Source organism: Planctomycetia bacterium, assembly GCA_015075745.1.
In the GTDB taxonomy this organism is placed as follows: domain Bacteria; phylum Planctomycetota; class Phycisphaerae; order UBA1845; family UTPLA1; genus UTPLA1.
The window spans coordinates 2,321,916-2,343,988 of the sequence record JABTTW010000001.1; the positions used below are offsets into that span (position 1 = coordinate 2,321,916).

17 protein-coding genes are annotated in these 22,073 nt (G+C 61.8%); 6 read left to right on the top strand and 11 right to left on the bottom strand.

The genetic code is table 11. The features are described 5' to 3' along the window. The first annotated feature begins 1 nt into the window (after nt 1). Nucleotides 2–361, top strand: coding sequence for a cupin domain-containing protein (locus HS101_09180; protein MBE7506443.1), 360 nt, complete (start codon nt 2–4; stop codon nt 359–361). Between the two features lie 138 nt (nt 362–499). Here HS101_09180 and HS101_09185 read toward each other — a convergent pair whose 3' ends face one another. After that, entirely contained in the window at nt 500–1,819 is a 1,320-nt protein-coding gene (locus tag HS101_09185) for an IS1380 family transposase (GenBank protein MBE7506444.1), read from the bottom strand. 700 nt (nt 1,820–2,519) lie between these two features. On the opposite strand from HS101_09185, the gene HS101_09190 reads away from it, so the two are divergent. Together HS101_09190 and HS101_09195 are read left to right on the top strand one after the other, a co-directional pair. Next, the gene (locus tag HS101_09190) at nt 2,520–3,824 is read left to right on the top strand and encodes a PhoH family protein (protein ID MBE7506445.1); all 1,305 of its coding nucleotides are present in this window, start codon (nt 2,520–2,522) and stop codon (nt 3,822–3,824) included. A gap of 31 nt (nt 3,825–3,855) precedes the next feature. Then, complete coding sequence (locus tag HS101_09195; protein ID MBE7506446.1) at nt 3,856–4,263, top strand: NUDIX domain-containing protein; 408 nt, start codon at nt 3,856–3,858, stop codon at nt 4,261–4,263. Here the strand turns inward: HS101_09195 and HS101_09200 are convergent. From HS101_09200 to HS101_09210, 3 genes are all read right to left on the bottom strand, one after another. After that, nucleotides 4,258–5,325, bottom strand: coding sequence for an HDOD domain-containing protein (locus HS101_09200; protein ID MBE7506447.1), 1,068 nt, complete (start codon nt 5,323–5,325; stop codon nt 4,258–4,260). The genes HS101_09195 and HS101_09200 overlap by 6 nt on opposite strands. A gap of 40 nt (nt 5,326–5,365) precedes the next feature. Beyond that, entirely contained in the window at nt 5,366–5,944 is a 579-nt protein-coding gene (locus tag HS101_09205) for a response regulator (protein MBE7506448.1), read from the bottom strand. 434 nt (nt 5,945–6,378) lie between these two features. Further along, nucleotides 6,379–7,056: an HD-GYP domain-containing protein gene (locus HS101_09210; GenBank protein ID MBE7506449.1), complete on the bottom strand. Its 678-nt coding sequence runs from the start codon at nt 7,054–7,056 to the stop codon at nt 6,379–6,381. A 498-nt stretch (nt 7,057–7,554) separates the two neighbouring features. Between HS101_09210 and HS101_09215 the strand changes: the two genes are divergently transcribed. Beyond that, nucleotides 7,555–8,760, top strand: coding sequence for an anhydro-N-acetylmuramic acid kinase (locus HS101_09215; protein MBE7506450.1), 1,206 nt, complete (start codon nt 7,555–7,557; stop codon nt 8,758–8,760). Then, the gene (gene murQ / locus HS101_09220; protein MBE7506451.1) at nt 8,757–9,692 is read left to right on the top strand and encodes an N-acetylmuramic acid 6-phosphate etherase; all 936 of its coding nucleotides are present in this window, start codon (nt 8,757–8,759) and stop codon (nt 9,690–9,692) included. Before HS101_09215 ends, murQ begins: the two co-directional genes overlap by 4 nt. A 315-nt stretch (nt 9,693–10,007) precedes the next feature. Here the strand turns inward: murQ and HS101_09225 are convergent, their stop codons facing one another. The 6 genes from HS101_09225 to HS101_09250 form a co-directional block, all read right to left on the bottom strand. Then, entirely contained in the window at nt 10,008–12,461 is a 2,454-nt protein-coding gene (locus HS101_09225) for a DUF4968 domain-containing protein (GenBank protein ID MBE7506452.1), read from the bottom strand. A 645-nt stretch (nt 12,462–13,106) separates the two neighbouring features. Next, nucleotides 13,107–14,249, bottom strand: a complete 1,143-nt coding sequence (gene hppD, locus HS101_09230) for a 4-hydroxyphenylpyruvate dioxygenase (GenBank protein MBE7506453.1) — start codon at nt 14,247–14,249, stop codon at nt 13,107–13,109. 117 nt (nt 14,250–14,366) lie between these two features. Further along, entirely contained in the window at nt 14,367–16,301 is a 1,935-nt protein-coding gene (locus tag HS101_09235) for a tetratricopeptide repeat protein (protein ID MBE7506454.1), read from the bottom strand. Continuing rightward, nucleotides 16,298–17,197, bottom strand: coding sequence for a hypothetical protein (locus HS101_09240; protein MBE7506455.1), 900 nt, complete (start codon nt 17,195–17,197; stop codon nt 16,298–16,300). Before HS101_09240 ends, HS101_09235 begins: the two co-directional genes overlap by 4 nt. 47 nt (nt 17,198–17,244) lie before the next feature. After that, nucleotides 17,245–18,138 carry a 4-hydroxy-tetrahydrodipicolinate synthase gene (locus tag HS101_09245; GenBank protein MBE7506456.1) on the bottom strand — a complete coding sequence of 298 codons (894 nt, stop codon included), beginning with the start codon at nt 18,136–18,138 and terminating at the stop codon, nt 17,245–17,247. 68 nt (nt 18,139–18,206) lie between these two features. After that, nucleotides 18,207–18,932, bottom strand: coding sequence for a pyridoxine 5'-phosphate synthase (locus tag HS101_09250; protein ID MBE7506457.1), 726 nt, complete (start codon nt 18,930–18,932; stop codon nt 18,207–18,209). A gap of 440 nt (nt 18,933–19,372) precedes the next feature. Here HS101_09250 and HS101_09255 point away from each other — a divergent pair, with 440 nt between their 5' ends. Continuing rightward, nucleotides 19,373–20,728 (top strand): amidohydrolase, encoded by a 1,356-nt coding sequence (locus tag HS101_09255; GenBank protein MBE7506458.1) that lies wholly within the window; start codon nt 19,373–19,375, stop codon nt 20,726–20,728. A gap of 174 nt (nt 20,729–20,902) precedes the next feature. Here the strand turns inward: HS101_09255 and HS101_09260 are convergent, their stop codons facing one another. Next, nucleotides 20,903–22,009, bottom strand: coding sequence for an acetyl-CoA carboxylase carboxyltransferase subunit alpha (locus tag HS101_09260; protein ID MBE7506459.1), 1,107 nt, complete (start codon nt 22,007–22,009; stop codon nt 20,903–20,905). Between the last annotated feature and the right edge of the window lie 64 nt (nt 22,010–22,073).

A 22,073-nucleotide genomic window follows, 5' to 3' on the forward strand; every position in this document is an offset into this window, starting at 1 on the left:
CATGCAAAAAACCAACCTCGCCGAAAAGCTCACCCGAATCCGCGACTGCTGGTCCCCGCACATCGTCGGCGAACTCAACGGCCAGCACGTCAAGCTCGCCAAGCTCCACGGCGAATTCGTCTGGCACCACCACGAGCACGAGGACGAGCTCTTCCTCGTCATCAAGGGCCGCCTCCGCATGGAGCTCGAGGGCAGCGACATCACGCTCGAAGAAGGCGAGTTCCTCATCGTCCCCGCCGGAGTCGAACACCGCCCCGTCGCCGAAGATGAGTGCCACGTCCTGCTCTTCGAGCCCGCCGGCACCCTCAACACCGGCAACGTCACCAACGACCGAACCGTGCCGAACCCGAAATCCATCTAGCCCGCATATTTCATCAGTGATCTTCGAATGGTGATGGACGGAGTTTTTCGGCTTTGTGCGTGAGCGGAGGGATGAAGGTGGAGGTTGGGGCGCGCAGAGCCCCCTTACCCCCAAGCGGTGATCAGGTTGTTTTTCGGGTCATGATGGGGCGGGCGGGATCAGGCGGAGTCGTGGAACCAGGGATCGCCACAGGTCCTGCAGGGGGCAGCTGCTCGACAGTCGCAGTACGACGCGGCGCACGGAGACGACCACCCGCGCGGCGACCTTGAAGAGTTTCAGGCGAATGGTGTTCACCTGGGCCTCGGCCAGTTCGGTGCCGGCCAGGGCCGTGCGGCGCAGCGTTTCCACCAGGACGTAGGCCGCCGAGGACAACAGCAGCCGGAACTGATTGGCCAGGAAGGCGTGGCAACTGGTGCGATCGGCGAAGAGCCCGAGCTGCTGCTCCTTGATGCGGTTCTCCATGTCGCCGCGGGCCGTGTACAGACCGTCGTAGATATCGTTCGGCGTGCGGTCGGTCAGGTTGGTCACCACGAATCGAACGTTGGGCCCCTGAACCAGCCGCTCGGCCTTGACGATCACGCGGCGCGGGCGATCCCAGGTCTGCGCCGCGTACTCGATCTCGTGGAAGTTCCGCACCTTCTGCTGCGTGGTGGCGAACTGGGCCTCGGCCGCCTGCATGAAGGACTCGGCCGCTTTCTCCAGGACGGTGTTGCGGGCCAGGCCCAGCACGTACTTGACGCCGTGCCGGTCGCACCATTTCATCATTCGCCGGCGGCAGAAGCCGGAATCCCCGCGGACGATGATCCGCACCCCGGGCCACGCCTGTCGCAAGCGCTGCACCAGCAGCTTCAGGATGGGCCAGGCGTGATGGGCCCCGTCGATGTTGCTGGGCCGCAGGTAGGAGACCAGCAGCCGCGAGCCGCAGAACACATACAGCGGTAGGAAGCAGTGGTGGTCGTAATAGCCGTGGAAGAAGCGGCCTTCCTGGTTGCCGTGGATCGGATCGTCGGTCGCGTCGAAGTCGAGGATCAATTCCTCCGGCGGCGATTCATAGGACGCGATGAACTGCTCCACCAGCACACGCGACATTCGTGCCAGGTCGCCGCGCGTGACGCGGTTCTCCAGCCGGCACAAGGTCGGACTGCTGGCCAGCGGCTCATCCGCGCTCGGCGGCCGCCCGGTCAGGACCGCCAGCACGGGATCGCTCCGCAGGGCTTGATGGTCGTTGAGATCTTCGTAGCCCATCGCAATGGCAAAGATGCGCTGGGCCAGCATGACCCGCTGGTCATGTTGAATTCGGGCCGGATCACGCGGGTCGTTGATGACCCCGGCCAGTTGATCGACCAGGCCCAGACGCCGCTCGACCTCCCGAAGCAGCAGACCCCCGGCGTCTGAGGTGAGCGTTCCGCCTGTGAAATCGGCCACGATTTTCTTGCGGCCGAGACTGGAAAAGAACATCGGTTTGCTGTTACAGTCTGTCACGAAAAAGCCTCCCTGCCTATGGACCGGAATGTTCTTACGAAACCCCAGTCTACAAGGCTTCGAGGCTTTTTCTATTCCTATTCAACGCCGACCTGATGAAATATTCGGGCTAGCCCGCCGCACCCCCCGAATAAACACTAGCGAACGATCTCGCATCTGAGTATTCCGGCGCAAAAAAATTCCCAGAGGCTGATCGAAGGAGGGTACCTTCGAGCAAACCTCTGGGGAGCCGACAGGGGGTGCCCCCTGCGGAGGAAGGTCTATCTGGTCACGGAATCTGCCCGATCCCGGCCGACGCACCCATTTACAAGGCAAAATGCGTGCCACGCCGCAACCGCTTTCCTATTCGGCAGCCGCTTTCCCCCGGGTCCCACGACGCCTGACCCGCGTCCTGACCCTACCAATAATAGGTTTGCCCGACGTGAATTCTCCAACAAACTCAGGCAAATTCAGCGAATTATCCCGATCCGCCCCCGATCCCCGACACCCCCGCGAAAAAACTCACCGACCTCATGATTCCGGCGCCCAAATGGTTTTATCCACAGCCCCCGAAGGCTCATCCTTTGTGCCTTTTGCCCCGCCCAACGTGCAGATTGGCACAGCCTCACCCGCCTCTCAAACGCCCCGCCCGGCCCCATGCGCCGCCCGCCATGCCTCCCGTTATAGTAATCCCGCCATGCGCAAGCACTACATCATCGACACCAACATCCTCCTCCACGACCCCAACTCCGTCCTCCAGTTCGCCGACAACGACGTCATCATCCCCATCGAAGTCATCATCGAGATCGACCGCTTCAAACACGAGATCACCAGCCGCGGCCAGAACGCCCGCGAGGTCTCACGCATTCTTGATCAACTCCGCCAGTCGCAAAGCCTCGCCAAAGGCGTTCAGCTTCCTTCCGGCGGCACCCTCCGCGTCCACTGCGGCCACGACCACGGCGCCTCGCCCAAGAATGCCTACGCCGACGCTGAAATCCTCCGCATCGCCCGCGAGATTCAGGACGCCGACCCCAACCGCCCCGTCGTCATCGTCACCAAGGACATCAATCTCCGCATCCGCGCCGACGCCCTCGGCCTGCTCGCCGAAGACTACACCACCGACCGCGTCGGCCTCAAAGACCTCTACACCGGCCGCATCGAAGTCGTCGAGTCCGGCGAGTTCGTCCAGGAGTTCGCCCGCGCCGGCCTGGCCCCCATCCCGCCGGGCCTCAGTCGATATCCCAACGAATACGTCCTGCTCAAGAGCAACAACGGAACCAGCATGTCGCTGCTCAGCCGCATCGACGCAGGCTGCGAAAACCTGGTCCGCATCATCGACCCCAAGAAACCCATCTGCGGCATCCGCCCGCGCAACAAAGAGCAGTACTTCGCATTCGACGCCCTCCTCAACGACGCCATCAAGCTCGTCACCATCATGGGCAAAGCAGGCACCGGAAAAACCCTCCTCGCCATGGCCGCCGGTCTCCATCAGGTGCTGCACATGAAGTCTTATCGCGGCCTGCTGGTGACACGACCCATGACACCCGTCGGCAAGTCGATGGGGGCCCTGCCCGGCACCATCGAAGAAAAGCTGGCCCCCTGGCTCAAGCCCATCAGCGACACCCTGGAAACGCTTATCGACGCCGCCGGCGCCATCGCCGGCCGCAAGGACGCGCGCGAACTCTGGGCAAACGGAACCGTCGACGTCCAGCCGCTCTCCTACATTCGCGGCCGCAGCATCCCCAAACAGTTCCTCATCGTCGACGAAGCCCAGAATCTCACCCCGCTGGAAGTAAAGACCATCATCACCCGCGTCGGCGACGGAACAAAGGTTGTCATGACCGGCGATGCCTACCAGATCGACAATCCCTACGTGGACAGCTCCAGCAACGGCTTCAACTACGTGGTGGACCGCTTCCGCGCCGAGCCTCTTGCGGCGCACATCGAATTGTCAAAGGGCGAAAGAAGCCCGCTTGCAGAACTCGCCGCGAATCTGCTCTAAATGAGCTGGTGCGGTGCGTGCGGAGAGATAAATGAAGTTCGAGCGCTCCACGAATAACCCCATGCATGGCGTTCTCGGCATCATCCAGCATGAAGACTGCCTGTTGATGATCCAGCGCTCGGCCAACGTCCGCGCCCCGCTTGCATGGTGCTTCCCCGGCGGCCAGATTGAAAAGGGTGAATCCCAGGAAGAAGCCCTCATCCGCGAGATGCGCGAAGAAATCCTCGTCGAAGTCACGCCCGGCAAGCTGCTCATGACCCAAACCAAGTACAACGGCGCCTTGATCCTCCACTGCTGGTCAGCGAAGATTCAGACCGGTCAACCGATGCCCAATCCCCGCGAAATCGCCGAGATTCGATGGTTGAAGCCCGCGCAGGTAAGGGCCCTCCAGGGCGTCCTCCCGGGAACCACCGATATCCTCGATGCGATCGGGTTATGACCGAATGGTTGAGAAGAGACCGCTCAATGAGCGCTGAGGCGGATAGCTGCGATCCGCCTGCGGAGCCTCGGGAGTTTGCTTCGTATCATCCGACGCCCGAATGGCGCACGGCCGCGCGACGCCCAGCGCATCAGCCGCCGGAGCAAACAACTCCGCCCCCGACTGCGCCGGCGCGATGATCGGCTCAAACAGCCCGACGACATCCTCATACTCATCAAGCGCCTGTTGAAGCAGTTGCGCCGTCTGATCCTCGGAAACGTCGAAACACTTCGAGAAGATTTTCGAAACCGACGGTGCACTCGATTCGACTTCGCCCTCCGCGCCAAGCGGCAGCGTGCCGATCAGATAGCCGATCTGCCACAGCCGCACACCAAGGTCGTTTGACGTAGAAATCGGCGGATTCGTGTGATGACGCCCGATCGCATCCGTCACAAACGACGGCAGCCCCCAGCCGCTCAACACTTCCAGCCCCAGATGAATGTGATTCCGATTGAAGGCCTGCCACTCCAGCAGCGCAAGCCGTATCGACGAGCCGCTGCTCCGCTCGACCATATCGAGATAGCTCTCCGGTCGCGCCGCCGCAAAGAAAACCGTCCCAATGTCCTGCATCGCCGTCGCAATAAAAGCCGGCCCCGCCAGCCGCGCATCGCAATGCATCGCCAGCGCCCGAGCCAGTGCCCCACGAGCCATCGCCGTGTACCAAAGCCGATCGAATCCTGCGACGTGTCCGACAATCGGACTCAGCGCCCGCCCCATCGCAAACGCCAGCGCCAGCGCCTTCGTGCGATCGTTGCCCATGCGCACCGTGGCGGAATCAATGTTCATCGCGGCAATGCCCGCACCGTACTGAATCGTGTTGGCCACCGTCATGAATCGCGCCGCAAGCGTCTCGTCGCGGGCAATAACTTCGGCCGTCGCAGCGGGACCGCAAAGCGGCTCCTGGTAAAACCGATGCGCCATCGTGGATATTCGCGCACGCCCCAGCATCAGGGCCTGCGAAATCAACTCGTTAATGGATCGATCCGTCGAACTGACGGCAGAAAGCGTTGTGCTCTGATACATGCTTGCGCACTCCTGTTGCGTGCAGCCCCACAGGGCCGACTCAGGCGGGCTGCGGAAGGGAGGCCTCAATCACCCGAACTGCGCGGGCAACGTCGAACGGCTTCGCCAGTGCGGCGTCGTAGCCTTCCTGCCGCAGAATCTCTTCGTCCCCCGGTCGCGATGAACCCGTCAATGCAATCATCTTGATCCCGGAACAGGCCGGCAGCGATCGCATCGTCCGAATCGCCTCTCGCCCGCCGATTCCAGGCACCTCGACATCCATGAGCAACACGTGCGGCTTGAACGTCTGCGTCGCGGCCCCCGCCTCAAAAGCCGTCCGCGCCAGCCGAACTTCATAATTCGCCTCGCGCTCCAGACCATCCGAAAGCAGATCCGCCACGTCCCGGTCCGCCTCGACGACCAGCACGCGCGTCATTCCCGTATCAAGTCCATTCAGCGGAATCTCGTGATCGCGCATGAATCGAACAAGCTGATCCAGCGGGATGCGTCGATCCTTGCTGCCCGGTATGCGATAGCCCCGAAGCTTGCCCGTATCAAACCACTTGGAGACCGTCCGCGGCGCGACGTTGCAGATCTTCGCCACTTCTCCGGTCGTCAGGACATCTTTGGGACGGGCCATGGCTGGCACTCTCATTATGGTGCGAACAACAGTATCAACGCTCGGCCACGCACGAATTGTGCGGCCGCCGTGCTGTCGCCCCTGCCGCCGTCTCGACGAACCTCGCCTCGCGCAACAAAGCGCGGACAGATCCGATCGAGTGCTTCCGTCCCCTTGATCGGCTCGTTAAACCTTCAACTGAGCAAAATCGTTCGAGATGATGCAGCCGTTACAGGGACTCGGCGCATCAAATCTTTACAACTCGTGGATATCGGGCGATGGGAGAGGAAGAAACGCCCGGCTCGGCGACGGCTCGGGGGGCCGCGCGAGTTGACTCATTGTAGGAACGGTCATCTCCCCGGGCAAGCAGTTGATGTCGCGAGTTCTGTTGCAATGTGATCGCAGCGGCCCCGGGCCGATGGACAGCGCCGAGTTCTGATCTTGATGATGGATAATCAATGAGCAATCGCAGCCCGACCGACATTCACGAAAGCTGATTCATTGCGCACCGCCAGACTGGGAGTCGGCCACGGCGCCGATTCGCCCACGGCCACCTGTGCCGAAACAAGTCCGGGGCAGATCGCCAGCGCCTCTTCGGGCAGCCGGTCGAGCATCGCCACCGCCGACTCCGCGATGTCCGGATCGAACTGAATGCCACGCCATCGCTGCAATTCGGCGATCGCCTCCTCAACCCCGATCGCCTTCTTATATGTGCGCGGCGAGAGCATGGCGTCGATGCTGTCTGCGACCTGCAGGATTCTCGCACCGAAAGGAATCGCCTTACCCGCCAGACCCGCGGGATATCCGCAGCCGTTGAACCATTCATGATGATGCAGAACGAGCGGAAGCTCCCTTTCCAAGAAGCCCATCCGCCGCAAAATCTCCACCCCTCGGGCAGGATGCAGCTTGATGATCTCGAACTCATTCGGCGTGAGCCGCCCCGGCTTCAACAGGATCGCGTCGGGAACGGCGATCTTCCCGATGTCGTGCAGCAGCGCCGCGATCACCAGCACCTCCACCTCGGTGGACCCCAGCCCCGCCGCCGTCGCCAAGTGCTCCGCATAAATCGCCACCTGCGACGAATGACGCTCCGTGTGCGGGTCTTTCGCTTCCAGCGCCGCAACCAAGGCCATCACGCTTTCCAGGTGCGACTGTCGCAATCGTAGTCGCAGCCGTCTAATCTCTTGCTTCAACGGAACGGTTTGAGATGTCTGTATGGGCCCCCAAGATACTCCGGGACCCAATGCGGGTTTCCCGAATGTGCCAGGCTGTCCGCCCCCGGAAAGATGAACGTGTGTCTGCGAATCAGTAGCGGACATCACAACCCCCCGCATCCTCCCGTGACGCACCAGGTCTTCCCCCGACAATTCCCACCCACCGTTCGCGATAACATGAGTCCGATCTTCCGCCGCGTGGCAGGACCAACCGTACACCGCATCATCGGAGCGCGCACCACCGCTCTTGAGGGTGTGAAGGGTTTTTCCCAGTATTGGCGGGCACTTTTTTATGGCCCGCAAATCCGCCCCATTTCCGGCGGCTCAGCCTCCAACAAGCCCCGCCGCAATTGCAAATCCAACCCAGGTCCGGAACAATGCCGCTCCGATCGCGCTGACGGAGATTGACTCATAAAGATGCCCGACCAACGAATCGTCATCGGCCTCAATAGCGGAACAAGCGCCGACGGCGTTGATGCCGTCGCCTGCAAACTGACCGGCCGAGGCGCCGCCATGCGCGTCAGTGTGCTGGGCCACACCTCTCGCCCCTACCCGCCGGCTCTTCGCAAGCGAATCCTCGCCGTCATGGCCCCGGCACAAACCCGGACCGAGGAACTCTGCCGCCTCGAAGTCGAAATCGGACGCGCCTTCGCCGACGCCGCCCACGCCCTCGTGCGCCGGCTCCGTCTCAAGCGCGTCGATCTCATCGGCTCACACGGCCAAACCGTCTGCCACCTCCCGCCCACCACCGGCAAGAAAAGAAAATCCGCCGGCTACGTGCCCTCCACCATGCAGATCGGCGACCCCACCATCATCGCCGAGAAACTCCGCTGCCCCGTCGTCCACCACTTCCGCCAGGCCGACATGGCCGTCGGCGGCCAAGGCGCGCCCCTCGTCCCCTGGACCGACTTCGTCCTCTTTCGCGACAAGCGCAAAAACCGAATCATCCAAAACATCGGCGGCATCGCCAACCTCACCTACCTCCCAGCCGCCTGCGACGTAACCGACGTCGTCGCATTCGACACCGGCCCCGGAAATCTCCTCATCGACGGCATGACCCGCATCGCGACGAAGGGCCGCGAACAGTTCGATCGCGGAGGCCGCCGCGCCGCCAAAGGCCGCGTCCACCCCGAACTCTTTCACCACTTGATGCGTCATCCCTTCCTGCTCGCCGCCCCGCCCAAGAGCTGCGGCAGAGAACAGTTCGGCGAGTCCTACATCGCCGATCTCCGCAAACGCTTCGCCCGACTTCGCCTTCTCCCCAACGACTGGATCGCCACCGTCACCCACTTCTCCGCCGCCTGCATGATCCTGGGATACGCATGGCTCTGCGATGCCCGGCGCACCGAATACCCGCCGATGGATGAAATCATCCTCTGCGGCGGCGGCGCGAAAAACACGACGCTCGTCCGAATGCTCTCCCGCTGTCTCCACGCCGCGGGCCGCCGCATCCCCGTTACGTCAATGAATGCCCTCGGCATCTCCACCCAGGCCAAAGAAGGCGTCTCTTTCGCTATGCTCGCCGCTGCAAGAATCGACGGCGTTCCCGCGAACCTGCCGCGCGTCACTGGCGCAAAGAACCCGGTCCTGCTCGGCGACATCTGCGATCTGGGATTGAAATGAAACGCACCCCAAAAAAACCATCCGACGACCGCGGCCACCTGCTCACCGAGCGGCAAAACGAAAAGTCCCGCCGACTCGATGCCATCTCCCTCTCCGCCGCCTTCGACCTCATGAACGCCGAAGACGCCTCCATCCCCTGCGCCGTCGCCAAAGCCAAGCCCGCCATCACCCGCGCCGTCGAGCTGGTGTCACACGCATGGCAGCATGGTGGCCGGCTCATCTACGTCGGCGCCGGCACCAGCGGCCGCCTCGGCGTCCTCGACGCCTCAGAGTGCCCCCCGACCTTTCGCAGCGATCCCAAAATGGTGCGCGGCATCATCGCCGGCGGAAAGAAGGCCCTCTGGCGTAGCGTCGAAGGCGCCGAAGACGATCGCCGCGCCGCCGTCCGCGACCTGCGGCTCCTCGCCCCATCGTCCAAGGACGTCGTCATGGGCATCGCCACCGGCGGCACAACGCCCTACGTTCACGAAGCCCTGGCCCTCGCCCGGCGCCGCGGCGCCAAGACCATCTTCTTCGCCTGCGTGCCGAAGTCTCAGGCCCGCGCCGTCTGCGACGTGGACATCCGTGTACTCACCGGCCCGGAAATCCTCTCCGGCTCCACACGCCTCAAAGCCGGCACCGCGACCAAGCTCGTCCTCAACACAATCACAACCCTCGGCATGGTCCGCCTCGGCAAGACCTACGGCAATCTCATGGTCGACCTCAACAGCTACGCCTGCCGAAAGCTCACCGAGCGCGCCACCCGCGTCATCGCCGCCGCCACCGGTCTCACCAAACCCGCCGCCGCCGAACTGCTCCACCGCGCCCGAGGCCGCGCCAAAACCGCCATCGTCATGCACCGGCGCAATCTAACCTTCACCGCCGCCGAAGCCCTGCTCCTAAAGCACAAGGGCCGCGTCCGCGCAGCCCTCGAGTCTCCGTTACAACCGTGATACTGAGGGGGCAACCCTGATGCGGTTCTCATCCCGGCATTGCAATCCTACCCAACCGGGTAGCATGGGCCTCCGGCCCGTGCGCGAGTCTCCGTTACAACCGTGATACTGAGGGGGCAACCCTGATGCGATTTTCATCCCGGCATTGCAGTCCTACCCAACCGGGTAGCATGGGCCTCCGGCCCGTGCGGATGGAATAAACTTGTACGAATGAAGAATGCGACATTCGTGCGAAAATCGCGCAAGGTTAATAGTGCGCCCACCCGCGACACACCTCGCTGCAGTCCACCCAGAAATCGAAATGTAGTGAGCAGTCTACTTGCGGAAGTTCCCCAGCACTTCAACCGTCGCGCTCTCCGGCAGCTCCGCCACCCGCACGAGCACACTCCGCTGCTTGCGATCGAAAAACCATCCCGCTCGCGCTCTCGTCATCCGCCCCACTGTCGGGCACGCCGTCAGCGGCCGCCCATCAACAGTCACCGCGTCCGGACACTTTGATATGCCCGCGAACCTCAGCAGATACGACTTCGGTATAAACTGCGCCGAGCCCTCCCGCCAGATCACGCGGAACGATGTGCCCCCATCCGACGGCCCCGTCGCATACTGCTCCAGCAGAAACTCCCCCTGCTCGTATCCGTACGAAATCCCGTCGTCGTTGTAAAACCACCCGCGACCGCTGCCGGGAAAGATATTCAGCGTCAATTCCTTGATCGCCTTCTCCTCGGAATACTGCCGAACCTCGCGCGTCGGAATGATCGCCCCCGCCCGAGCGAAAATGGGAATCGTTCGCAAATGCACCGGCCGCTCGAACTCGACGCCACCCTCCCGTACCGCGCCGCTGTCGAAGTCGTACCATTCCCCCGCCGGCAGCGTCACCTTCCGCGTCGTCGCCCCCTCGTGCACCACCGGCGCGACGAACAACTGCCGCCCAAACATGAATTCGTGCTCGCAGCGATGCGCCTTTGGATGACTCGGGAAATCCAGAAGCACCGGCCGCAATAGCGGCAGCCCGGTCCGCGAGGCATGATGCATCTCGGTATAAACGTAAGGCAGCAGCCGATACCGCAGCTCGATCGCCTCGCGATTGTGCTTCTCCGCCTTCTTACCGAAGCTCCACGGGTCCTGCTCCTTGCCGCCCGCCGTATGCACGCGCATCAGCGGATAAAACACGCCAAGCTGCAGCCACCGCGTAAACAGCTCCGCCGACGGATATCCGCGAAACCCGCCGATGTCCGCCCCGCAAAGCGTCACGCCCGACAAACTCATGTTCAAAAGCATCGGCACACTCATGCGCAAATGCTCCCAGCTTGAAAGATTGTCGCCCGTCCACACCGCCGCATATCGCTGCACGCCGCTGTATCCGGCTCGCGTCAAGACAAACGGCCGCTCCTTCGGCCGCGTTCGCTTCATCCCGTCAAACGTCGCCCGCGCCATCTGCATGCCATAGACATTATGCACCGCCCGATGATCCGTCGGCGCCCCGTCATTATCGTGTCGCACCGTCAGAGGGATCGTCCCGTCCGCGAACGTAAAATCGGCCGGCTCATTCATGTCGTTCCAGATGCCGCCGACCCCGTCCTTCAAGAAGTTCGCGTACAGATCGGCCCACCACCGCCGAGTCGCCCCGCGCGTATAGTCCGGCCACACAGACTCACCGGGCCACACCTTGCCGACATAAAGCTCGCCGTCAGCGGCCCGGACGAAGTGATCGCCCGCCACCCCGCTGTCATAAACCGAGTATCCCTTCTCACACTTGATCCCCGGATCGATGATGCCCACCAGCTTGAACCCCTTCGAGGTCAACTGCTCCGTGAGCTTCCGCGGATTCGAAAATCGCTTGGGGTGCCATGTAAACGAGCGAAACTCGTCCATGTAATCAATGTCGATGTATATCGTGTCGCACGGAATCTTCCGCTTCCGAAACTGTCGGGCAATCTCCTTCACCCGTGCCGCCGAGTCATAGCTCCACCGGCACTGCTGATAACCCAGCGACCATCGCGGCGGCAGCGGCATCGCCCCCACCAGCGACGCATAGCGCTGCACCACGTCCGCCGGCGCCGGCCCCGCGATGAAGTAATAATTCATCTCCCCGGTGTCCGCGCCAAAGCAATAGGCGTCCCGCGAGGTCTTCCCGAAATCAAAAAATGATCGACAGGCATTATCGAAGAAAAGCCCGTGCGCCCGGCCGTTATTCAGCACCAGCGCAAACGGATGCGTCTGATACAGCGGATCGGTCCACGGATCGTGCTCCGCCGCGTCGTGATTCCAGTTCACCAGCGCCGTCCCGCGCTTGTCCATCGGCGAGCCCTTCTCGCCAAGCCCGAAGAAGTGATCCTCTTCACCAAGCTGTTTCCAGCAGCGAATCTCGTCGCCCGCCCACGCCATCCCCCTGGTCGGGCAGTCCCCCAAAATCACCGCGCCGTCGAGATGGTGAAAGGAGATGCGACAGGGCGACCGGCTGATGCGCACACGAAGCGTATTCGTGACCATCTCCATCGCGTCGCCGTTCTCTTCAAGCCCCCAATGAGGCCGCGCGCCGCTCTCGTCCGTAATCACCGCCCAGGAATGATCTCGGCCGAACTCGCCCTCCGGCGCCAGCCGGACGCGAACGATCTCGTCCGTGATCGGCGAAATCAAAACGCGGCTCTCATCGCATTCGATCAATAGGCCGCCGTTCTCCTGCCGGTAAGACGTCACATCCCCCAGCGATCGCCAGCCCCGCATCGCTCGGCTCAGAAGGCCCGTTTCGCCGCCGTTGTTGTTGCTCATGGTTCCCATCCAGCGGGCCGTCTATTGAAACCGCTCATTTACCCGGCCCGGTTCATCTGCAAATCGTATTGGCACGCTTCCCGGCTCAGAGATTCAGCGTGCACGTTGCCCCACGCAAATCCTGTCGCCTCCCTCCGATCCACTCAGAGTGCCCCGTAGGAGGGGTCAGCACGGGGCGCAAACCAAGTCGGCCCACCGGCCAACGCCAAAGGCCCTGACAGTCGGGTAAAACCTTTTTCCATGATAACCAACCCGGTTTTCAGGGTCAAATCCAGGGCCCTTCCCTGCCCACCAACGCCGCTCGTTCCCATGAAAAATCCGCGCGAACGATGAGCAAGTATAGTTGCAAGCTATGAGTATCAAGCTATGAGTTTCTCCATTGCAATGCCATCCACCAACCCGCATCCCAAGACCGCGATGGGCCCCGAAGCGGCCCACCGTCTTGCATCGATTGCCGCGCGAGCTCCGAGGCGGCTTGCCGTTTGGCGATGGATCACCAGCCCCGCCGCATTTTTCGCGCAAAACGCCCATCGCCCCAACCCGCGACCGCCACGCGAGTTGGCACAATCCCCACAGGGCTTGTGTCACCTTATGTCACCTTGCAAAACGAGCGTTTGTACCGCCGAAAACCGCGGAACAGAATTGTCAAAGATTGCCGCGCTTCTGCTGCTCTTCCTCAATGGAGACGAACAGGGCCTTGAAATTGCCGATGCCGAATCCGCGAGAACCGTGCCTCTCGATCACCTCGTAAAACAGCGTCGGTCGATCCTCCACCGGCCGCGTGAAAATTTGCAGCAGGTATCCCTCCTCGTCGCGATCCGCAAGGATGCCCAGCTCGCGAATCTCCTTGTAATCCTGGTCGATCTTCCCCACCCGGCCGGGAAGCGCGTCGTAATACGTATCCGGAACTCGAAGGAACTGAACCCCGTTGTCCCGCAAGGCTCGGACCGTCTTGCAAATGTCCCCGGTATTCAGCGCGATGTGTTGCACGCCCGGAGTACGGTAATAATCAAGGTATTCCTCGATTTGGCTCTTCTTCTTGCCCTCCGCCGGCTCATTGATCGGGAACTTGATCCGCCCGGTCCCGTTCTGCATCACCTTGCTCATCAAGGCGCTGTATTCGGTGCTGATGTCGTCATCCGAAAAGTGAGCCAGCTGAGTGAAACCAAGGATATTGGCATAGAAATTCACCCAGTGATTCATTGCCCCGAGTTCGACATTGCCGACCACATGATCGACCGCCGCAAGTCCCGTCCCCTTCGCCTTCGGAGCGCTGAACGGAACAAATCCCGGCGCGAAAATCCCCTTGTAGTTCTTCCGCTCGACAAACGTGTGAACCGTCTCGCCGTATGTGCGGATCGTCGCCGACCGCAACGGTCCGTGCTCGTCCTTCGCAGTCTCCGGCGGGCTGACAATCGTCGCCCCGCGCTGGCGAACCGCCTCAAACGCCGAGTCCACATCGTTCACCGTGAAGGCGACCACCTTCACCCCATCCCCGTGAAGCTGGCAATGACGGGCAATCTCGTGATCCGGCGTCAGCGCCGAGCTCAGCACGATGCGAATCTTGCCCTGCTCGATCAAATAGCTGGTCTTGACCCGGTCGCCCGTCTCCAAACCGCGATACGCGACGATGTCAAAACCGAACATGCATCGGTAATAGTGCGCCGCCTGGTGCGCGTTCCCGACGTAAAACTCGATATGGTCGATCCCCTGCAGCGGCAGAAAGTCCTCACCGGCGGCTTGCGAAGTGGCGGCCGATCTGGAAGCGGGTGTCGCAGATGTAGCCATGAAAGTGCCTTTCAATGCGGATGTTTCAGGACTTGTCACATTATAACGTGGAATGGCCCGATTCGAGTAGTGCGCCGCGTCCCCGCAATGCCCGCGTCAGTCGGGGAGATTCGACCCTCACGGCTGCGCCGGCATGTCCCGAAGCGCCGCCTCAACCGCATCGCAAATCTGCTCCAGTTCCGTACTCTTCGATTCGCGTGCCTGTCGAACGAATGCTGTGTAGGCCCGGCTGGCCTGCGCCGTCATTCCCGCCTCGCGATAAAGCTCTCCCAGGAAGAACAGCCCCCGTATCACTGCCGGGTCCAGGCTGCCCCCCATCTGCTCCTCAATCGAGGCCAGCTCGCGAATCGCCTCGTCCGCATTTCCGCGATTCCGCTCCAGCACCGCAATGTTAATCGTGTACGTCTCATTCAAATAGGGCAGCAACTTTCGCCCCTCATCAAACAGGACGATCGCCTCGCTGACTCTGCCCTGCTGTTGAAGACAGGATGCCAGATTCTCCCGCGCCACGTTCTCCTTCGGCAACGCGGTAAGGATGCGCCGCAACAACCGCTCCGCCTCGATGAAACGCTTCTCCGCCACCGCAAGCATGCCAAGCGCCAGATTGGATGTCCACAGGTCCGGGTTCAACGCCAGCGATCGCTCCAGCTCGCTTCGCGCCTGCGACAACTTGCCCGCCTGCCGAAGCGCTTCGCCATATTGCGCCGAGGCATGCGCCGACGTGGGATCCGTCTTCACCGCCTGCTCCCACAAGGCGACCTCATTGGCCCACGTCGGGTTCTGCTGATACGTCAGGACCGCCAGCCCCGCCGCCAGTACACCCGCAATCGTCATCCCCAGGCCACGCGCGCTGCCCTTTCCGATCCGCCGCATTGCGTCGTAAATGAGTTGAGCGATTATCAATATCGCGCCGCACAGGGGCAGATACAAATAGCGATCGTTTACGATCTTCTCCGGAAGAAAGACGCGCACATCGAGAGCCAGCAGAATGGAAATCAAAAACCAGATGAGCCCGACACGATATGCCCTATCCTTCGGCAACACATACAGCACGCCGCGGGCCATCACCGCCAGCGCAACCACCGGCGCCCAAAAATTCACCCAGTTCATATTTTCGCTGCTGACCACCCGCAACCCATACGCCATTCCCAACGGATACGGCCATATCGTTTTCTGAAGGTAAAAGCACAGAACGGACGGAACTGTGGCCAGCGCGCCCGCCCATCCCGGCGCGCCCGGCGGCAGCCGACGCATGGTCCCGAGAATCGAATACCGCACGGCAACAAAAGCGATCATCACCATCGCGAACAGCGCCGCATGCCGCGCCGCGCGACCCCAGTTTACCCGCGCCCGCGATCCGCCGCGCGGCATGGTCGCCCACTCCGTGAGAAAGATGATCGCCGGATATACAACCATCCCCTCCTTGCTGAGCAAACTCATCGCATACAAGCCGAGCGCGGGAATCACCCACACGCCGCCGAGCCGTCTCCATCGCAGATAGCAGATGTAGCTGCCGAAGATAAACCCCGACATGAGCATATTGGGAATTCCCGACGCCCAGGCCACCGACTCGACCAGCGTCGGATGCACGGCAAACAGCCACACCGTCATCAACCGCACGACCGGCCGAATCCGAAGCTCCTTCAGCATGAAGTAAAGCAGGACAACCACCGCGAGATGCGCCGCAAGATTGGCGACATGCCAGCCGATCACCTTGAGACCGAACACCTGGTAATTCGCCGCCATCCACGTGACAAAAAGCGGCCGCCAGTAATTACTCCACGCCTGCCCCCGATCGCCCTTGAACGCCCACACGTCCGACGTGATCGCCTTCAGAAACAACGAGGGCTGCTGAATCAACGGGTTCTTGACGATCTCGAACTGATCGTCATAGACGAATTCGCCTCGCAGCGAGTTGGAGTAGGCGGCGATCGTCAGGAGACAGGCAACGCTGAGGGCAAACACGCCCCAGCGGCGTTCGACGAGCTGCCGCGAATGACTCGGCGCGCTCACAAGTGCTGGGTCAGGAATTTCGCCCAAGTGCCCCGTCATGCGCGCGTCTGCGGCGGAAGTCCAAAGAGCGCGCGCAAAACCGACATCGCGTCGCGCTCGAGAAGCGCGCCGATCGACCCGAGTGCCGCGTACTCAATCGGCAATGGCCGAGCCATCGGGGCCAGGGTGAGATAAGTCCCGGTCTGCCGCGCAGCCTCAATCTCTCGGCTGTCGGGACCGGCAAGGAGATAAGCGGCGGTGGCCACGATCGCCACGGCGGTCAACAGCCACACCCGCGACTGAAGATGGAACAACCAGTTGGCCGCCATCGCTCCAACCAGAAATCCCAGGGCGATGGCGAAATAAATCTGACCCTTGAAAAGAGGATTCTCATCGCCGCCCAGTGCGTAGGAAGTAACCGTCCATCCAACGAGCGAAACAACGGCAATGGCGCCCAGGCCCTGTCGCACATCAGGGGCGCGATCGACCGGCGTCACGGCGGCGGCGTTCGCGCCGCTGTCAAACCAACTGTCCACCCAGCGACCGACGACGAATCCGACGGCGATCAGCGCCAGCCACAACCACGTCTCCGCGACCAGCGCGGTGGCCGGAAACGGATCAACCGCGCCAGGCCCTGCGCTGAGCCGGCGAAGAACAAGCATGTCGAGCTGAGTACCCCGCATGGCCATCGCGGCAAGGCCGACGGCGATGGCCAGCGCCCCGCGCTCAGCGGAGCCTGCCCCGCATATGGCCACTGCCAGGCCACTCGCTACGACACCCAGAGCGAGAAGCTCTGCCATGGCGATGACACCCTGGTCCACACTGATAAGGGTAATCGGGGAAAGTGGATCGGCGGACTTCGCGGCCCAGAATCCGACGTACAAAAAAACGACGACCGCGAAACCCATTCCCGCGAAAAAGCGCAATCGATGTATCAATGCCTGTCCGTCGCTCATCTGTCCCGTATCCCCAGGCTCCATCATCGTCATTGCCGATGCCTGCGTCATGCTCGCTGCCCTGTCCCGATCGTCGTCGGGTATTTCTCGATGATCTTGGCCAGCCGCTCCCGCTTGGAGGGCTCCAGCTTACACATCGGCAGTCGGAACTCCTCAGCCATCATTCCCCTCATGGCCAAGGCCGTCTTGATCGGGATCGGATTGATATCGAGCCTCAGCAAATCGCGAAACACCGGATACAGCTTCTGGTGCAGCGATTGGGCGGTCTTCCAGTCGCCCGCCAGCGCCGCCGTCGTCAACGCCGAGGTCTCCTTCGGCAGCAGGTTGCCCACGACGCTCACCACGCCGACCGCACCGACCACCATCATCGGAAGCGTCAACGGATCGTCGCCGCTCAGGATGGCAATGTCGCTCGCGCCGGCCAGTTCGCTCACCCCATCCACGGAGCCGGTCGCGTGCTTGACCGCGACGATGTTCTTGTGATCCGCGTGCAGTCGGGCAATCGTCTCTACGGAAATCTCAACGCCCGTCCGACTGGGAATGTTGTACAGCATGATCGGCAGCGCCACGGCCTCGGCGACAAACGAAAAATGCTCGTAGAGACCGCGCTGATTGGGCTTGTTGTAGTAAGGCGAAACCAGCATGATGCCGCTCGCGCCCGCCTTCGCTGCCGCCTGCGATTGAATGACCGTCTTCTCGGTGCAATTCGCGCCGGTCCCGGCGATCACCGGCACGCGGCCTTTGGCCCGTTTGACCACCGCGGAAATGACCTTGAGCTGCTCATCCGCGGACAGCGTGGGCGACTCGCCCGTCGTCCCGCACGGCACAAGTCCGTTCACGCCGCCGTCGATGACGTAATCAACCAGTTCATCCAGCGCCGGCCAGTCGATCTCGCCGTCGCGAAACGGCGTCACCAGCGCAACAATGCATCCGCGAAACATGTCTCTCATCTTTCACTCACAATCGATGGGTTCGGTGCGTCGATCGGCGGTCAGCCGGCTGTGCGGCCTTACGGATTGAAACGGTCCAGAATGTCCTTCATTTCTCGAACCGCCGATCGCAGGCCGACAAACACCGCCCGAGCGATGATGCTATGGCCAATGTTGAATTCAGAAAAGCCCGGAACCGCGGCGACGGCCGTGACATTCCGATAAGTCAGGCCGTGCCCCCCGTGAACCTCCAGGCCGCAGGCATGCCCGGTCTTCACGCCCTCGTTCAGTGTGCCCAGGGCCTCTTTGATTGCCTCATCACCCTTCGCATGGGCGAAAGCACCCGTCCAAAGCTCGATGGCGTCAAACCCAAGCTCGGCTGATTTCTCGATCTGCGCCTTCACCGGTTCGACGAAAGCGCTGAGGATGATCCCCTCGTCTTTGAGGCGCTTCACGACCTCTCCCACTCGAGCAGCGTGGCGAACGACATCAAGCCCGCCCTCGGTGGTCACCTCTTCGCGCTTTTCCGGCACCAGGGTGCATTGGGTCGGCCGCGTGCGCACGGCGATCTCGACCACGTCAGCCGCCATCGCCATTTCCATGTTGAGCTTGGTGACGACGACTTCCTTCAGAAGCGGGACGTCGCGGTCGATGATGTGCCGGCGATCCTCGCGCAGATGAAACGTGATGCACGCCGCCCCGCCAAGCTGCGCCTCGGCCGCGGCCCAGACAGGGTCCGGCTCATCCGTACGCCGTGCCTGACGAACGGTAGCGACATGATCGATGTTGACGCCGAGGATAGGCATGGTTCTCCCGACGAAGGCGCTTCAGGCAACCGCCGTGCGGACATCGGCGCGTTCGTGAAATAATTATAGATGGGCTTGGTGGCGGGGCAAGCGACGAGCGCGCTAGTCTGCTTAACTGCGGTGCTGTGCATCGCGAGCGGCGAGATTCCTTGCGGCAATTACCCACAGACCTGTCCCCTGGTTCGAATGTGCTACACATGTGACACCTTTTGACAAAGCAGACTGAAGAACCGTGCCAGGAAATGCGACTCGATCCGAAAACTGCCCCGGACGTGACCATGCCCTCCGACCCTGTTTCCGCCGTTACCACATGCCTTCGCTCGGTTTATAATGTCCCCGTGTTCGCCGGATTCCGTTGTACAAAGGCCCGCCTTCCCGGCAGGCTCGGCAAATGTGATATCGTCTGTCGCTCATACGGGAATCCCCAGGCAGGAAAGTCTATGCAAACCAATTTCAGTTCCGTCGTCTCGAGCGTCATTTGTCCTCTCCTCTCGCTGCTGATGTCAGCGGGGTCGGTCGCCGCGGTTGAAATCCCCTCCGCCATGCCCGGGGTTGACAAGAAAATCGCCGCCTCCCTCCCCGGCTGGCTCGACCTGTACAAAACCTGTCACGAGAACCCAGAGCTGTCCTCACACGAGAAGCAGTCCGCCGCGCGGCTCGCCGGTCTCTTCCGCGACGCCGGCTACGAAGTTACCGAGAACATCGGCGGCTACGGCGTCGTCGGAGTGATGAAGAACGGCAACGGCCCGACCGTACTTATCCGCGGCGACATGGACGCCCTCCCCATCACTGAGGAGACCGGCCTGCCGTTCGCCAGCAAAGTGAAAGTTGAGCTGGGCGATGGCTCCCACGTCGGCGTGATGCACGCCTGCGGCCACGACATGCATCAGACCGTCCTTGCCGCCACTGCCCAGACGCTTGCCGCAATGAAGGACAAGTGGAAGGGCACCGTCCTGCTCGTCGCCCAACCCGCCGAAGAGATCGGCCAGGGTGCCCGGCTGATGATCGAGGACGGCCTCTTTAAGCGGTTCCCCATGCCCGACAAGTGCATCGCCTTGCATGTCTCGCACGAGCTTGCAACCGGCGCCATCGGCTACACCTCCGGCTGGGTCTGGGCCAACGTCGACTCCGTCGACATCACCGTTCACGGCAAAGGCGGCCATGGCGCCTATCCACACGCCTCCATCGATCCGATCGTTACGGCCTGTCAGATCGTGAGCGCACTGCAAACCATCATCAGCCGCCGCATTAATCCGCTCGATCAGGCGGTTATCACAGTCGGCTCGATCCACGCCGGCACCAAGCACAACATCATTCCCGCGACGGCAGTCATGCAGATCACCGTCCGCACCTTCACCGACGAAGTCCGCAAGGAGGTGCTCGACTCCATCAAGCGCATCGCCATCAACACAGCTCGTGCGATGGGCTGCCCGAAAGATCCCGATGTGGTTGTCCTCGACAAGGACTTCACCCCCGCCGCCTACAACGACCCCGACCTGACCGCCCATGCCGTCAACCTTTTTGAAAAATTGATCGGCAAGGACAACGTCCACGAGCGCCCGCCGAGCATGGGCGGCGAGGATTTCGGCCTCTTCGCCAAGACCGCCGGCGTTCCGGGTTTCATGTTTGTTCTCGGCGTGGTCGATGAGGCCCGATTCGAGGCTTCAAAGAAGCCGGGAGGCGAAGCGCTTCCGACCGTGCACTCCTCCAAGTTTCGCACGGAACCCGAGCCTACGCTCCGCACCGGAGTCCGCTGTATGACGGGTCTCGCGTTGTCGCTCCTGAATGGGCAATGAGCGACCGTTCAGCGCGGAACCAGAATGGCTAAACCGATCTTGATGTGATGAGTTGATGGCCCGCGGATGGCCTGTCCACGCTGCGGGCCTCGACCGAGTGGCGTAAAAATACAGCACCGATTCACACAGCTAACGGATATCCCGTCAGGTGCGTGAATCGGGCTCGTGAAGTCTTCAGGCGTAAACGGAAATCGGTTGCGTGGCCGGAAGCACGACAACCTTAGGAGCCCGCTTGGAGCTGACCTTTGACTTTGTCTTGGCGGCAGCCGGCTTGCCGGCCGGTGTGCCGTCGACTGCAAAAAACGAGCCGAGATCGCGAAGTCGCTTGTAGCGCCGCTTCAGGAGCGTGTCGGTTCGGACCCGCTTCAAATCACGAAGGCTGTCCACGATGTATTTTTCAAGGCTTGCAGCTGTGGCGACTGGATCGCGATGGGCGCCGCCAAGTGGCTCGCCGATGACATCGTCGACAAGCTTGAGTCTCTTCAAATCCTTGCTGGTGAACTTCAAAGCCGCGGCCGCCGTCTGAGCGTGTTCGGCGGACTTCCAAAGGATCGCTGCGCAGCCCTCTGGTGAAATGACGGAGTAATAGGAATGCTCGAACATGGCGACTCGATCGCCGACGCCGATGCCAAGTGCCCCGCCGGAGCCGCCCTCGCCAATGACCACGCAGACGATCGGCACCTTCAAGCGGGCCATCTCCATCAAGTTCACCGCGATGGCGTAGGCGATGCCGCGCTCCTCGGCGCCAATGCCGGGATATGCCCCCGCCGTATCAATCAGACAAACGACCGGAAGGCCGAACTTCTCCGCTAGCTTCATTTTCAATAGTGCTTTGCGGTACCCCTCAGGATGGGCCATTCCGAAACAGTTTTCGATTCGCTCCTTGGTGTCCTTGCCCTTGTTGTGGCCGATGAACATGGCCTTGTGAGGGCCGATTCGGCCCAGGCCGGTGATCAGAGCCTTGTCGTCCCGGAAGTTCTTGTCGCCGTGCAGCTCGACGAAGTCGCGCACCATAAGCCGGAGGTAATCCGGGGTGAGCGGCCGCTTCGGGTGGCGGGCGATCTGCACGGTCTCCCATGCGGAAAGCTCGGTATATAACCTGCGCTTGGCGGTCAAGAGCTCCGAGCGGACAGTGCGAATCATGTCCGACAAGTCCCGTCCGGTCGCGGCCTGTGTGGCCTCCAGCTCCTCAATCTGCTTTTCAATCCTCGCCAGGGGGCGTTCGAACTCAAGATACCCGCCCCCATTTAGGCCATTTGATCCATTACTGATCGTACTCATGCATTTCCTCTAGATTGATCGATCGCCGTTGCGAAGTGTGCCCGCACGATTAACCATGCGAACC